This window comes from Paracoccus sp. KKT209 (genome assembly GCF_055635455.1).
Genome location: NZ_CM145758.1, coordinates 2,931,820 through 2,945,071 on the forward strand (window position 1 = coordinate 2,931,820; position 13,252 = coordinate 2,945,071).

At 67.3% G+C, this 13,252-nt stretch carries 14 protein-coding genes and 1 tRNA gene; 5 read left to right on the forward strand and 10 right to left on the reverse strand.

Annotation, left to right across the window (positions count from 1 at the left end):
- The first annotated feature begins 3 nt into the window (after window positions 1–3).
- Window positions 4–79: transfer RNA gene (locus ACZ2G3_RS14545), tRNA-Lys, on the forward strand.
- Window positions 80–222: 143 nt separating this feature from the next.
- On the opposite strand, the gene ACZ2G3_RS14550 is transcribed toward ACZ2G3_RS14545, so the two are convergent.
- Together ACZ2G3_RS14550 and ACZ2G3_RS14555 are read right to left on the reverse strand one after the other, a co-directional pair.
- The gene (locus ACZ2G3_RS14550) at window positions 223–864 is read right to left on the reverse strand and encodes a hypothetical protein (protein ID WP_470396725.1); all 642 of its coding nucleotides are present in this window, start codon (window positions 862–864) and stop codon (window positions 223–225) included.
- Window positions 865–1,014: 150 nt separating this feature from the next.
- A complete protein-coding gene (locus ACZ2G3_RS14555; protein WP_470396726.1) occupies window positions 1,015–1,734 on the reverse strand; it encodes a hypothetical protein in 720 nt (239 codons plus the stop codon).
- Window positions 1,735–2,033: 299 nt separating this feature from the next.
- On the opposite strand from ACZ2G3_RS14555, the gene ACZ2G3_RS14560 reads away from it, so the two are divergent.
- On the forward strand, window positions 2,034–2,417 hold the full coding sequence (locus ACZ2G3_RS14560) for a pore-forming ESAT-6 family protein (RefSeq protein ID WP_419269299.1): 384 nt from the start codon (window positions 2,034–2,036) through the stop codon (window positions 2,415–2,417).
- 66 nt (window positions 2,418–2,483) lie between these two features.
- On the opposite strand, the gene ACZ2G3_RS14565 is transcribed toward ACZ2G3_RS14560, so the two are convergent.
- From ACZ2G3_RS14565 to ACZ2G3_RS14595, 7 genes are all read right to left on the reverse strand, one after another.
- A complete protein-coding gene (locus tag ACZ2G3_RS14565; RefSeq protein WP_470396727.1) occupies window positions 2,484–3,734 on the reverse strand; it encodes an AI-2E family transporter in 1,251 nt (416 codons plus the stop codon).
- A 123-nt stretch (window positions 3,735–3,857) separates the two neighbouring features.
- Entirely contained in the window at window positions 3,858–5,084 is a 1,227-nt protein-coding gene (locus ACZ2G3_RS14570) for a saccharopine dehydrogenase family protein (RefSeq protein ID WP_470396728.1), read from the reverse strand.
- Window positions 5,085–5,125: 41 nt separating this feature from the next.
- A complete protein-coding gene (nspC, locus tag ACZ2G3_RS14575) occupies window positions 5,126–6,226 on the reverse strand; it encodes a carboxynorspermidine decarboxylase (RefSeq protein WP_470396729.1) in 1,101 nt (366 codons plus the stop codon).
- Window positions 6,227–6,355: 129 nt separating this feature from the next.
- Complete coding sequence (locus ACZ2G3_RS14580) at window positions 6,356–6,754, reverse strand: hypothetical protein (protein WP_470396730.1); 399 nt, start codon at window positions 6,752–6,754, stop codon at window positions 6,356–6,358.
- Window positions 6,755–6,763: 9 nt separating this feature from the next.
- Window positions 6,764–7,558, reverse strand: a complete 795-nt coding sequence (locus tag ACZ2G3_RS14585; RefSeq protein ID WP_470396731.1) for a DUF6478 family protein — start codon at window positions 7,556–7,558, stop codon at window positions 6,764–6,766.
- 180 nt (window positions 7,559–7,738) lie between these two features.
- Window positions 7,739–8,077, reverse strand: coding sequence for a 4a-hydroxytetrahydrobiopterin dehydratase (locus ACZ2G3_RS14590; protein ID WP_470396732.1), 339 nt, complete (start codon window positions 8,075–8,077; stop codon window positions 7,739–7,741).
- 13 nt (window positions 8,078–8,090) lie between these two features.
- Window positions 8,091–8,882 carry a phenylalanine 4-monooxygenase gene (locus tag ACZ2G3_RS14595; RefSeq protein ID WP_470396733.1) on the reverse strand — a complete coding sequence of 264 codons (792 nt, stop codon included), beginning with the start codon at window positions 8,880–8,882 and terminating at the stop codon, window positions 8,091–8,093.
- 123 nt (window positions 8,883–9,005) lie between these two features.
- Here ACZ2G3_RS14595 and ACZ2G3_RS14600 point away from each other — a divergent pair, with 123 nt between their 5' ends.
- A complete protein-coding gene (locus ACZ2G3_RS14600; protein WP_470396734.1) occupies window positions 9,006–9,467 on the forward strand; it encodes an Lrp/AsnC family transcriptional regulator in 462 nt (153 codons plus the stop codon).
- Here the strand turns inward: ACZ2G3_RS14600 and cls are convergent, their stop codons facing one another.
- Window positions 9,468–10,895: a cardiolipin synthase gene (cls, locus tag ACZ2G3_RS14605; protein WP_419269313.1), complete on the reverse strand. Its 1,428-nt coding sequence runs from the start codon at window positions 10,893–10,895 to the stop codon at window positions 9,468–9,470.
- A gap of 87 nt (window positions 10,896–10,982) precedes the next feature.
- Here cls and accD point away from each other — a divergent pair, with 87 nt between their 5' ends.
- Complete coding sequence (gene accD / locus ACZ2G3_RS14610; RefSeq protein WP_470396735.1) at window positions 10,983–11,912, forward strand: acetyl-CoA carboxylase, carboxyltransferase subunit beta; 930 nt, start codon at window positions 10,983–10,985, stop codon at window positions 11,910–11,912.
- Between the two features lie 52 nt (window positions 11,913–11,964).
- A complete protein-coding gene (locus tag ACZ2G3_RS14615) occupies window positions 11,965–13,239 on the forward strand; it encodes a bifunctional folylpolyglutamate synthase/dihydrofolate synthase (protein ID WP_470399158.1) in 1,275 nt (424 codons plus the stop codon).
- Window positions 13,240–13,252: the final 13 nt, after the last annotated feature.

Genomic DNA, 13,252 nt, shown 5'->3' on the forward strand with positions numbered 1-13,252 from the left:
GTTGGGCCCATAGCTCAGTTGGTAGAGCAACTGACTTTTAATCAGTGGGTCACAGGTTCGAATCCTGTTGGGCTCACCACTGTATCCTCTTTGGCTGCGTTGGCAGATAATTTGCCGGGATATCCGGAAGTTGATTGGCGTTGCCTGGTCAGACCTTCCGACCAGCCTGCATGAAAAAACCGGGCGCGAGGCCCGGTTCTTCATGTCATGCATCAACGCATATCAGCCGTCTTTGCCGCCCGTTTCTGCGCCGCCATCGGCCTCGGTTCCGCTGCCGCTCGGGACCGGCAGGGCAGCGTCGGCGGGGATGGTCTGCTCGACCGGGTCGGTGTCCACGCCATCGGTCGAAGCGGTGGGTGCCGTGATGGGCACATCCTCCTGCCCGCCGAAGTCGGACGAGGCAGGCGTCTCGGTGGCGGGTTCGTCACCGTCCGTCGCGGCCCCGGGCTGTGCATCCAGGTTCGGAGCGGCCCCCTCGGTCATGCCGGCCGGCGCTGCCGTTTCGGCAGGCTCTGCACTTGGCTCGACCCCGTCCACCATCATCAGCCGGGCATCCGCGCTGTTGAACACCATTTCGGTCGGCAGACCCGCGCGCTCCGCCGTGACGCGCACGGCCTTGCCTTCACGGGTGACGACGACATTTTCATAGCCCTGCTCGGACAGCCCGTCGATCACCTGCTGGTCCGTCTCGACGCTGGCCAGTTCGGGGAATTGGACCCCTTCCATCGTCGTGATGGACGGGTCAGCGGCGACGTCGGACGCATTGTCAGTGATGGCGGTCTGGGCGATCGACGCGGTTGCCATCAGCGTGGCCAGAGCAGCGGCCTTGCCGCCAAGCTTCAGGGTCTGGATCGGATTGATCATTCTGTCTCTCCTCAACTGGGTGCGGCAGCCGTGCCGCGATTCGGAAACCAACCATCAAGGAACCGCCCGGTTCGATCACATCTCCGTCACGTCGGCGGAACGAAAAAGAGGCCGGGCTGATGCCGCGGCCTCTTTCCCCGGGGTGCAGGATCAGCCGTTGGTGCCGCTGTCGGCATCAGCACCGTCAGCGCCGCTGCTGTCGCTGTCGCTGTCCGAACCATCCGTGTCCGCGCCATCCGTGCCGGCGCCATCCGTGTCTGCGCCACTCGTGTCGGCGCCATCAGGACCCTCATCCGCAGCGGTATCTGCATCGGCACCGACATCGCTGCCGCCGGTCCCTGCCTCGGTGCCGGTGCCGTCGGTGGCGGCATCCGTTTCGCTGTCATCGGTGATGCCGTCGGTCGCGGCATCCTCCGGAGCGGCCGCGGGCGCTGCGGTATCGGCCGTGGTTCCGGTCGCCGTGTCACCGGCCGAGGTGCCGCCGGCAGCCGGGCGCGTCTCGACACCGTCAACCGAGATCAGGCGGCCGTTGGCGGTGCTGTAAACCAGCTCGATCGGAACGGCCGCACGCTGCGCGGTCACGGTCAGGATCGGCCCCTCGCGGCTGATGACCACGTCCGAATAGCCCTGCGCGATCAGGGTTTCGGCGATCATCTCATTGTTTTCCATGCTGTCGAGGCGGGGATAGTCGCTCTCCAGCACGAAGCCGCCCGAGGGCTGCGCCTCCAGCGCCTGATCGGGCACCACGACGGTGTTCCCCTGCGGCGTGTCGATGGCAGTGGTCTGGGCCATGGCGGTGGTCGCCAGCAGCGCGGCGGTGGCGGCGACCTTGCCGCCGATCAGAAGGGTCTTGAACGAGGACGTGAGCATGTCAGTTCTCCATGATTCGATTGATGCTTCAACGCTTGGACAAGCTGCCCGGGTTCCAAGGCGACGCGCGCTGCCACGCGGACGTGAAGCATCCCTTCACCGCATCGTGTGCCCGGACGGCCTTCCGGTGGGTCACCGGGCCGGAACCTGCCGACAGGGTCGCCCCGGAACGGCGCATCTGGGCAAGGACCTGCCATCTCCTTGAACCGCGTTCATCTGCGCGGGCCATTCCCGGCGGTTCCGCCTAGCTGTGCCGGACGCGCCACCCGGCGCAGCCATGACGGAAAAGGAGAAATCGCATGATCCGGCATATCGCAGTCGTTCTGGGCCTTGGCCTGGCCGCACCCGCAGCAGCCCAGGTTGCCGAAGCCCCCACCGACGGCGCGGCGAATTACGAAGCCGCCCGCAATCAGCTGGGCATCTTGAAATACTGCAACCAGGAAGGGTTCACCGGACCGGAGGCCGTGGCCACGCAGACCCAGCTGATCGGGATGATCGAGCCGGGCGATGAGCAGGCCGGCGCCACCGCCGAAGAAAAGGGCACCCAAGGCACCGTCGCCGTGGGCGAGGCCGAAGTCTCTCTGGCGCAGGCCGCCGAGAATCAGGGCAGCAGCGTCGAGGCCACCTGCAAGCAGATCGAGGCCGCCGTGAACGAGGTGGCGCCCGGACTGCCCGCCGGCTGAGGCCAAAGGCGACTATGACATCCGTGCGGGCCGGAGAACCGGCCCGCGCCTTGCGGCAAGGGCCCGTCAGGCCCGATCCGACTGAGACGGCCCGTCTTCCATCAGTTCTGCCGTGGCCACGCGGGCCGAAGCGCCATCCTCGGCCTCGGAGCCCGCCTCGACCAGTTCGCGCGCATCCTCTTGGTCCTCGTCCTCCAGCGCAGGAGGTGCATCACCGGCTAGGAAGTTGCCGAACTTCTCCCATCCCGGCACATGTTCCGCCAGCACGCGCATGACGACCAGCACCGGCACCGCGATCACCATGCCCAGCACCGACCAGAGCCAGGCCCAGAGCGCGACTGCCAGAAAGACGACGACGGTGTTCATCTGTAGCCGGCGGGACACGAAATAGGGGGTGATGATCTGCCCCTCCAGCGAGGTGAGGGTCAGATAGGTCAGCGCCACCATCGCCGGCCAGAAGACCCCCGGCATCACGATCAGCGCCACCAGCCCCGAAATCGCCACGCCCAGGATCGCACCCAGGTAAGGGATGAAGTTCAAAACAAAGGCACCGATCCCGAAAAGCAGCGCCCCCGGCAGGCCCCAAGCCCACATCGCCAGGCCCACGCACAGGCCCAGACCCGCGTTGATGATGGTGATGGCGCCCAGGTAGTTGCCAAGCGAGTCCTCGATCCCCCGCAAGGCCAGGTAGGCGCCGCGCTTGTCGCGCATTCGGTCAAAGCTCTGCACGATCTTGAGGTAGAGGAGGTCACCCGAGGCGATCATGAAGAACAGCAGGATCAGCGTGAACAGCACCTGCCCCAGCAGCAGCGGCGTCATCTTCACCACGGTTCCCAGGGTCGTCTCGCTCTGCTGCTCGACCTTGATGGTGGGCTGGTCGCCCTCCTCCGCCGCGGCCTCCTGCGCCTCCTCGATGCGGCGGGCGGCATCGCGCAGACCGGTCAGGCTGTCGCGCACGCTGTCGAACTTCTGTTCCAGCTGCTGGCTGATGACGGGCATGTTGTTCATCGCCCGGCTGAGCGGCCCGCTGGCGGCGTAGGCGATCACGCCCACGGTCAGCAGGATGGACAGGGTGATCCCCAGGGCCGTCAACGCATCCGGTACGCCGCGACGTTCTGCAAAACGGCGCAGCGGGGTGAAGACGAAGAACAGCAGCACCGCCATCGTCACCGGCATCAGGAAATCCCGCCCGGCGGCGATGGCGGAAAAGACAAGGATCATGAAGATGCCGATGATCGCCCAATTGGCAAGACGCGGCACGGTGCTTTCACCGTCATTGGCAAAACGCGGAAAACGATGTCCCTCGGGACTAGGCATGGTTAACTCCCTGATACACGCCACGCACCCACGGCATCAGGGGCGATTGGTGCCGCCAAACGCCGCCGGCGAGCCGGTTGTTCCGGCCCGCTGCGTCAGGGGTTCAAGATCGGGGCAGTGCCCTCAGATCGGATGGTCGCCCGTGGCGTCGATGACCCGCGTGGGCAGACCCATCTCGCCCAGCAGCTCCAGGAAGGGCCGGGCAGGAAGATCCTCCACATTGGCCATCTTCTTGGCGTCCCAGGGCCCGCGGGCGATCAGGATCGCGGCCGCGACCGGCGGCACGCCGGCGGTATAGCTGATGCCCTGGCTGCCGACCTCCTGGAAGGCCTCCTTGTGGTCCGCGACGTTGTAGATGAAGACCTCGCCCGGCTTGCCGTCGCGCGTGCCCTTCACCAGGTCGCCAATGCAGGTCTTGCCCTCGTAATCGGGCGCCAGGCTGGCCGGGTCGGGCAGCACGGCCTTGACCACCTTCAGCGGCACGACCTCCGACCCGTCGGCCAGCGTGACGGGCTGTTCCGACAGCAGGCCCAGCTTTTGCAGGACGGTGAAGACGTTGATGTAATGCTCGCCAAAGCCCATCCAGAACCGCACATCCGCCTGCGGATAGCGGGCCGAGAGGCTGTGCACCTCGTCATGGCCCGACAGATAGGCGGTCCGCTTGCCGACCACCGGCAGGTCCCATTCGCGGCCCACCTCGAACATGCGGTTTTCCTGCCAGACGCCCTGCTGCCAAGAATAGACCGTGCCGGTGAATTCGCGAAAGTTGATCTCGGGGTCGAAGTTCGTGGCGAACCAGCGGCCGTGGCTGCCGGCGTTGATGTCCACGATGTCGATGCTGTCGACCTTGTCGAAATACTCGTCCTCGGCCAGCCGCGCATAGGCGTTGACGACGCCCGGATCGAAGCCCGCGCCTAAGACGGCGGTGATGCCGGCCTTTGCGACATCCGCGCGGCGCTTCCATTCATAATTGCCGTACCAGGGCGGCGTCTCGCAGACCTTGGACGGATCCTCGTGGATGGCGGTGTCGATATAGGCGGCGCCCCCGCGGATGCAGCCCTCCAGCACGGTCATGTTGACGAAGGCGGTGCCCACGTTGATGACGATCTTGGCGTCGACCTTGCGGATCAGCGCCTCGACCGCACCCGCGTCCATCGCGTCCAGCGCATGGCTGGTGAAGGGCATCTGGTGGCCCTTGTCGCGCAGGCCCTCGATGATCGCATCCGCCCTGGACTGCGTCCGGTTCGCGATGTGCAGGTCGCCGAACTCGGCCGACCATTGCGCGACCTTGTGGGCCACAACCTGCGCCACGCCACCGGCACCAATGATGAGCACGTTCTTCTTCGCCAATTCTGTCTCCTTGTCGCAGGGTGGCAGAGGATGGGTGGCCTTTACGACAGGCTGCCTTTGAAATCGTCATAGGTAAAGCTGCGCGCGGTCCGGATCGTCCCGTCCTCGTCGCGGATGGCAATGGCGGGCATGGCCACGCCATTGAACCAGTTCTTCTTCACCATCGTATAGCCGGCCGCGTCCTGGATGCTGACCCGGTCGCCGATCTTCAGGGGCTGGGGAAAGCGTGCCTCGCCGAAGATGTCGCCCGCCAGGCAGGTCTTGCCGGCGATCTGATAGGCGTGGTCCCCGTCCTGCGGCAGCTTGGCGGTCTCGCGATAGATCAGCAGGTCCAGCATATGCGCCTCCGTGCTGCTGTCGACGATGGCCACGTCCTTGCCGTTGTTGATGATGTCGAGGACCGACACCTCCAGCGTGGTGGTCCGGGTGATGCTGGCCTCGCCCGGCTCCAGGAAGGCCTGGACGCCGAAACGGTCCTGGAAGGCCTTCAGCCGGTCGGCCAGGCGCTCCAGCGGATAGCCCTCGCCGGTGAAATGGATGCCGCCGCCCAGGGACACCCAGTCCAGACGCTTCAGGATGCTGCCGAATTCATCCTCGATCCGCGTCAGCTGGCGGTCGAACAGGTCGAAGTCGTCGTTTTCGCAGTTGTAATGGATCATCACGCCGCTGATGCGGTCGAGCGCGCTTTCCAGCCGCTCCGGATCGGCCTCGCCAAGCCGCGAAAAGGGCCGCGCCGGGTCGGCCAGGTCAAAGCCGCTGGTCGAAAAGCGCGGGTTCAGGCGCAGGCCGGTCGCGATCCCCGTGGCCCGCTCGGCATAGCGGTCCAGCTGCGACAGGCTGTTGAAGATGATCTTGTCGGCATAGGTGACGGCCTCGTCGATCTCGTGATCGGCCCAGGCCACGGAATAGGCGTGGGTCTCCTTGCCGAACTCCTCGCGTCCCAGGCGCAGCTCGAACAGCGAAGACGAGGTCGTGCCGTCCATGTAGTCGCGCATCAGGTCAAAGACCGACCAGGTGGCAAAGCATTTCAGCGCCAGCAGCGCCTTGGCGCCCGAGGCCTCGCGCAGCCAGGCCACCTTTTCCATGTTGGCGCGCAGGCGGGCCATGTCGATCAGGTAATGGGGCGTCTGCAGCGGGGTCATGGCAAGCCTTCGGTCTGGGTCGCGTAACAGGGCACGGTCACGGAGCCGCCGATATAGCCATGCCCCCCGCTTTTCGCAAGGAAACATGACGTTGCAGTGACGCGGCATCCGGTCCGCCCGGCGGGCAGGTCAGCCGGGGCGCGACCCGCCTGCGGTGGCAAGGCGGCGCAGCTCGCGCTTGACCAGTTCCAACTCGGCGCGCAGGGCGGCGATCTCGGCGGCCAGATCATCCTCCAGGGGTTCTCCGGCCATCAGCGGCAGCCGCGCCAGCACCTCGCCGCCGGGCTGCAGTTCCTCGCCCGAGGCACCCCCATCGCTCCGCAGCAGCAGTGTCTGGAGCCCGTCCGACAGCACGTCGCCCGGCAGGTCGACCTGAACCAGCCAGGCCCCCTCGCCGTCGCCCTCCAGCTGGGCCTCGGCCACGACCGCGCCGTGATGGCTCAGCACCACGCGCGCCGGCCGCACGGGCAGCCCCTGGATGCGGCCCCGCCACAGCCCCCCCTTCAGCCCGTGGTTCTCGAATTGCATGGCTCCTCCTCAGATCTGGGCGCGGCTGTGGCGCGACAGGATCACGTCCCGCAGCGAGACATCGTTCATGAAGGGCGCCTCGAAGATCAGGTCCAGCCAGGCCTTGTCCACCGAACGGTTCGACAGCTGGGCATAGCCCAGGTCGAATTCCACGGTGCGGTGGTTGTGCCGCCCGGCAATGGGATCGCCCATCTGGCGCAGGATCTTTTCCGTGTTCGGCCCCTGCTGGATGTTCAGCCGCGCATAGACCGCGATCGGCCGCTCGGCCTGGAGGGTCGATTCCAGGCGCAGGATATGGTGGCCGCCCAGGTCCTGCAGCGCCTCCGGGGGAAGCGTCAGGGAATAGGACAGGAAGTCGCCGGTAAAGCCCATGACCTCCAGCCGCAGGCCGTATTCGGCCAGATCGGCCCTTTGGCGGTTGCGCACCTGGCGCAGGATCACCGCCCGTTCGGCGCAGTCGTGGAACAGCGCCACCTCGTCGGACAGCCACTGACCGCTGGCCGGGGCGACCAGCGCCGGGGCGCCGCTGCGCGCGCGCAGCACCTGGGGGCGCCAGCGCCAGTCGGTGCCGACGGGCAGGTCCATGCGCGACAGCGAATTGCGCCCCTGGCCGTCGCGCAACTCGGCCGCCTGCAGAAGCCGCGTCAGCACCCGCTGCAATGCACGGGCCTCCTGCCGCAGGGCGGCCGGAACGGGGTTCTGTCCGGCACCGTCCAGTATCCGTTGCCATTGCCGGGCCGCGCGGGCGCGGATCCGTCGGGCCAGCCAGCCGGTTCCCTGCCCCACCGCCTTCACCCGGCGCATCGCAGGCCCGGCCGCAAAGGGCGGGGCAGCGCGGGCAGGCGGCGGGTCAGGCCGCCCGGCCAAGCTTCTGAAACCCCTGCATTCACCATGCTGCCCAGCCCGCTACTCTACCCTGACGGGATAAACCGGGATCGGGCCGGGAACAAGGCTTGTGAACTGGGCGCGGCCCCCGGGGTCCGGTCAGGCCACCAGCGCGTCCAGGCGGGCGGCGCAGATGAAGTCGTTCTGCGTCAGGCCGTCCGCCTCGTGGGTGGTGAAGGTCACGCTGCAATAGCCCCAGCCAAAGGCGATGTCGGGATGGTGCCCCTGCTTGTTGCCCAGCCAGGCGGCCAGGTTGGCCATCTCGACCGCCTTGGCAAAGCCCTTGAACTCGAACCGCCGGGTGATCTCCTTGCCCGAGGTGGACAGGGTCCAGCCGGTCAGCCGGTCCATCATCTTGCGCGCCTCGTCCAGCGGCAGGGGCGGGATGCCGCCCTGGCAGGGGGCGCAGCTTTGGGCGGCCAGATCGCAGGTGGTCATGGGGGTCATCTCCTCAGGCGGCATCTTTGGGCGGATATTTCGGCGCATGCAGGCCCAGGCCCTGCGCGGTGGCGATATCCGCCAGCAGGTCGCGGTGCGCGGCGGCGAACAGGTCGTCCAGATCGTCTATCACGAAATAGACCGGCTGGTGAATGTCGATGCGATAGGGCGTGCGCAGGATGTCGATCACGTCGAAGGGCCGCTGCTCGGGCTGGCCGGAGATCGCCCAGGGCAGTTCGGTGACCGAACTGGCCAGCCCCGAGCCGAGCGCCTTCAGTTGCCCCTCCTCACGCATCAAGCCGAATTCGATCGAGAACCAGTAGAGCCGGATCAGCCAGCTGTAATCGGCCTTGTCGCAGCGCGTCCCCGCCTCTCCGATCGCCTGGCTGAAGGCGGCGAAGGCCGGGTCCGTCAGCAGCGGCGTATGGCCGAAGATCTCATGAAAGATGTCGGGCTCCTCGATGTAATCGAAGTGCTTGCGCTTGCGGATGAAGCTGGCGGCCGGAAAGGTGCGGTCGGCCAGCATCCCAAAGAACTTGCCAAAGCCGATCAGCGCGGGCACCGGCTCCACCCGCCAGCCGGTCAGCCGGCCCAGGACGGTTGAGACGTCGGGACATTGCGGCACGCGGTCCTGCGGCAGGTCCAGCAGGTCCAGCCCGTGCAGATAGGGCGCGGCCATGTTCCGGCGCACCGCCGGCAGCTGCTGGGCCACCAGGTCGCGCCAGACGGCGTTCTCCTCGGGGTCATAGGCGATGAAGCCGTCGGCATCGGGATGCTTGGCCTGATACTCGGTCGATTTCGGCATGGCGGGTCCTCCTCTTCCTCGGGTCCAGATTACCGTGCCCCAGGGAAAAACCTTGCCTTGTTCAGCCTTTCTGACAGGTTTGGGGGCAGATCCTTCCTCATTTCCGCCAAATCAGGAAACCTCATGCCTCCCTTGGACGACACCGACCGCCGCATCCTTCGCCTGCTGCAGCGCGACGCGACCCTGTCCACCCAGGCCTTGGCCGAGGCGGCGGGCCTGTCCAGCTCTCCGGCCTGGCGGCGGCTCAAGCGGCTGATCGATGAGGGCGTGATCGAGCGTCAGGTGGCGCTGGTCCCGCCGGCACGGGCCGGACTGCACGCGATGGCCCATGTCCAGGTGTCGCTGCTGGACCATACCGAACAGGCCCTGGCCCGGTTCGACCGCTTCGTCCAGACCGAGGAACAGATCATGGAATGCGCCACGATCACCGGCACCTATGATTATCAGCTGAAGATCGTCGCGGCCGACGCCGAGGGGCTGGAGCATTTCCTGATGCGCCGCATGCTGCCCCTGGGCATCATCCGCAGCACGGTGACGCATTTCGTGCTGCGCCAGACCAAGTACACGACCGCCCTGCCCCTGTGATCACAAGAGCGGCGAGGCCAGCGCCAGCAGGTTGTTGCGCAGCCGCCGCCACGCCGTCCAGCGCCGCACCTCGTCCAGCGTGATCGCCCCGGACCGTGCCACATAGCTGGCCTGCCGCTCGTCCAGCTGCGCCACCAGCTCGGGGTCGAAGATGCCCATGCTGACCTCGTAGTTCAGCTCGAAGCTGCGGCGGTCCAGGTTGGCGCTGCCGATCATCGCCATGCGGCCGTCGACGGTCATGATCTTGGAATGCAGCAGGCCGCCCTCGAACAGCATCAGCCGCACGCCGGCGGCCAGAAGCCCGTAATAGAACCCCTGGCTGGTCGCGCCGACGATCAGGCTGTCGTTGCGGGCGGGCAGGATCAGCGTGACGCGGACGCCCCGGCGCGCGGCCGCCCGGATCGCCGCGTCCAGCGCCGCGTCGGGGACGTAATAGGGCGTGGTGATGACCACCGATTCCCGCGCCGCATGCAGCATCCCCGCCAGGCAGTCCGAGACGCTGCCGGCGCGCAGGTCCGGGCCCGTCGCCACCACCTGCGCCACCGTTCCCGGCGCCTCGACCGGCTCGATCGGTTGCAGCATGTAGCCCAGGTCGCGGCCCGTATAGCTCATCCAGTCGCCCAGAAAGACCGATTGCAGCTGCCGCACCGCCGGCCCCTCGACCGAGACCAGGATGTCGATCCAGGGCGCGAACCGCGCCTTTATCGCAAAGGCCATGTCGGCGCAGTTGCGGCTGCCGGTAAAGGCGATGCGGTTGTCGACCACCAGGATCTTGCGGTGGTTGCGCAGGTCCAGGCGCTGGAACAGCAGGCTGATGAAGGGCAGACCCCAGGGAAAGGCCGTCACGCATTCCGCCCCCGACTGCTGCATCCGCTCCCACAGTTCAGACCGGACCAGGGCGCGCGAGCCGAGCGCATCGACGATCACCCGGCATTCGACGCCGCGTGCCTCGGCCCGGCAGATGGCCTCGGCGATCTTGGTGCCGCTGACGTCGGGCAGCCAGATGTAGAAGAGCACATGGACATGGTTCCGCGCGCGGTCGATCGCATCGACCAGCCGGTCCATGGCCGCGTCCGTCTCCTCCAGCAGGCGCAGGCGGTTGCCCGACAGCGCCGCCATCCCGCCCACGGCGGCATTGGCGGCGGCCACCGGCCGCGCCTCGTCCGGCACATCGGCCACCCAGGCCGCGTTGGCCAGCCGCAGCCCGGTCAGGCGGTCGCGCACGTCGGCCATGCGCTGCACCTCGGCCTGCTTCATGCGCACCTCGCCGAACAGCAGATAGGCCGCGATGCCGACCAGGGGCACGGCCTCGACCACCATGATCCAGGCCAGCCGGACCGAAGGTTCGACCCGCGGACGCAGCAGCACGCGGGCGATGATCACCAGCGACAATGTCGTGTGGAAAAAAAAGAACAGGGTCGCCCACATGGCCGGCATCATCCGCGCCCGCCCCGGCAATTGCAATTCCCCCCGTCGCGGCCTATCTGGGGCGGGAAACAGCCAAGGTCGCCCGCGATGAACTGGATCACGAATTACGTCCGCCCGCGCATCAATTCGCTGTTCTCGCGCCGCGAGGTGCCCGAGAACCTGTGGACCAAATGCCCTGAATGCGGAACCATGCTGTTCCATCGCGAACTGTCGGACAACCTGAACGTCTGCACGAACTGCGACCATCACATGGCGATCACGCCGCGCGACCGCTTTGGCGCGCTGTTCGACGGCGGCGCCTTTGTCGAGGTGAAGGTGCCCGAGCCGGTCGCCGACCCGCTGCATTTCCGCGACCAGAAGAAATATCCCGACCGCATGAAGGCCGCGCAGAAGTCCACGGGCGAAAAGGAGGCCATGCTGGTCGCCGAGGGCGAGATCGGCCGCACCCCCATCGTCGCCGCCGCGCAGGATTTCGGCTTCATGGGCGGATCGATGGGCATGTATGTCGGCAATGCAATCGTCGCCGCAGCCGAACGCGCGGTGAAGGTGAAAAAGCCCTTGGTCCTCTTTTCCGCGGCCGGTGGCGCGCGGATGCAGGAAGGCATCCTGTCGCTGATGCAGATGCCGCGCACGACCGTCGCGGTCGAGATGCTGAAGGAAGCCGGCCTCCCCTATATCGTGGTCCTGACCCATCCCACCACCGGCGGCGTCACGGCCAGCTATGCCATGCTGGGCGACATCCAGATTGCCGAGCCCAATGCGCTGATCTGCTTTGCCGGCCCCCGCGTGATCGAGCAGACGATCCGTGAAAAGCTGCCCGAAGGCTTTCAGCGGGCCGAATACCTGCTGGAACACGGCATGCTGGACCGGGTGACGCACCGCAAGCACCTGCGCGACGAGCTGATCTCGATCCTGCGGCTGCTGGGCGGGCTGTCCGCCCCGACCCGCGCCGACCTGCCCGCCCCGGTCCCCGAGGCGATGCCCCAGCCCGCGCCCGAGCCCGCCAAGGCCGACTAGACGTCCATTCCAATCCAACATCCCGGGGGTCCGGGGGCTGGCCCCCGGCGTTATCGACATGAGCCAATCCGACCAGATCCTCGGGCGCCTGATGGCGCTGCATCCCAAGATCATCGACCTGTCGCTGGACCGGATGCACCGCATCCTGGCCGCCCTGGGAAACCCCGAGCGGTCCATTCCGCCGGTGATCCACATCGCCGGCACGAACGGCAAGGGCAGCACCCAGGCCATGATCCGCGCCGGGCTGGAGGCGGGCGGCGCGCGCGTCCATGCCTATACCTCGCCGCATCTGGCGCATTTCCACGAGCGTATCCGGCTGGCCGGCAACCTGATCCCGGAGCCGGACCTGGCCGCGGTGCTGGAGGAATGCGAGGCGGCCAATGACGGCCAGCCGATCACCTTCTTCGAGATCACGACCGCGGCCGCCTTCCTGGCCTTCTCGCGCAGCGCGGCCGATTATACCCTGCTGGAGGTTGGCTTGGGCGGTCGCCTGGATGCCACGAACGTCGTCGACCAGCCGCATCTGACGGTCATCACGCCCGTTTCGATCGACCATACGCAATATCTGGGCGACACCCTGCCCCTGATCGCCGGCGAAAAGGCCGGGATCATCAAGCCGCGCATCCCCGTTGTCGTCGCCCCCCAGCAGGACGAGGCGCTGCGGGTGATCGAGGCGCGGGCCCAAGGCCTGACCGCCCCCATCTTTGCCCATGGCCAGCACTGGATGATCCAGCGCGACCGCGACGGCATGGTCTATCAGGACGATCACGGGCTGTGGGATCTGCCGCTGCCGAACCTGATCGGTCCCCACCAGGTCGAGAACGCGGGAACCGCGCTTGCGGCGCTGCGCCAGCTGGGCGCGACCGAGGCCCAGGCCCGCGCCGCCGTCACCCAGGCCGAATGGCCCGCCCGGATGCAGCGCCTGCGCCACGGCCCCCTGGTCGACCTGGCCGGCAGCGCCGAACTATGGCTGGACGGGGGCCACAATCCGGCCGGCGGCGAGGCGCTGGCGGCGACCCTGTCCGCCCTGCCCCCGCGCCCGACCCACCTGGTCTGCGGGATGCTGAACACCAAGGACATCGCCGGCTATCTGCGCCCGCTGGCCGCCCATGCCGCCAGCCTGACCGCCATCGACATCCCCGGAGAGCCGAACACCCTGCCCGCCTCGACAACGGCAGACGAAGCGCGCGGCGTCGGTATCGACAGCAGCACCGCCGATGACGCGGCCCAGGCCATCCGGGCGATCATCGCGCGGGATCCCGGGGCGCGCATCCTGATCTGCGGGTCGCTCTATCTGGCCGGCCGGGTCCTGCGCGAGAACGGCTGAAGCGGCCGGCCCG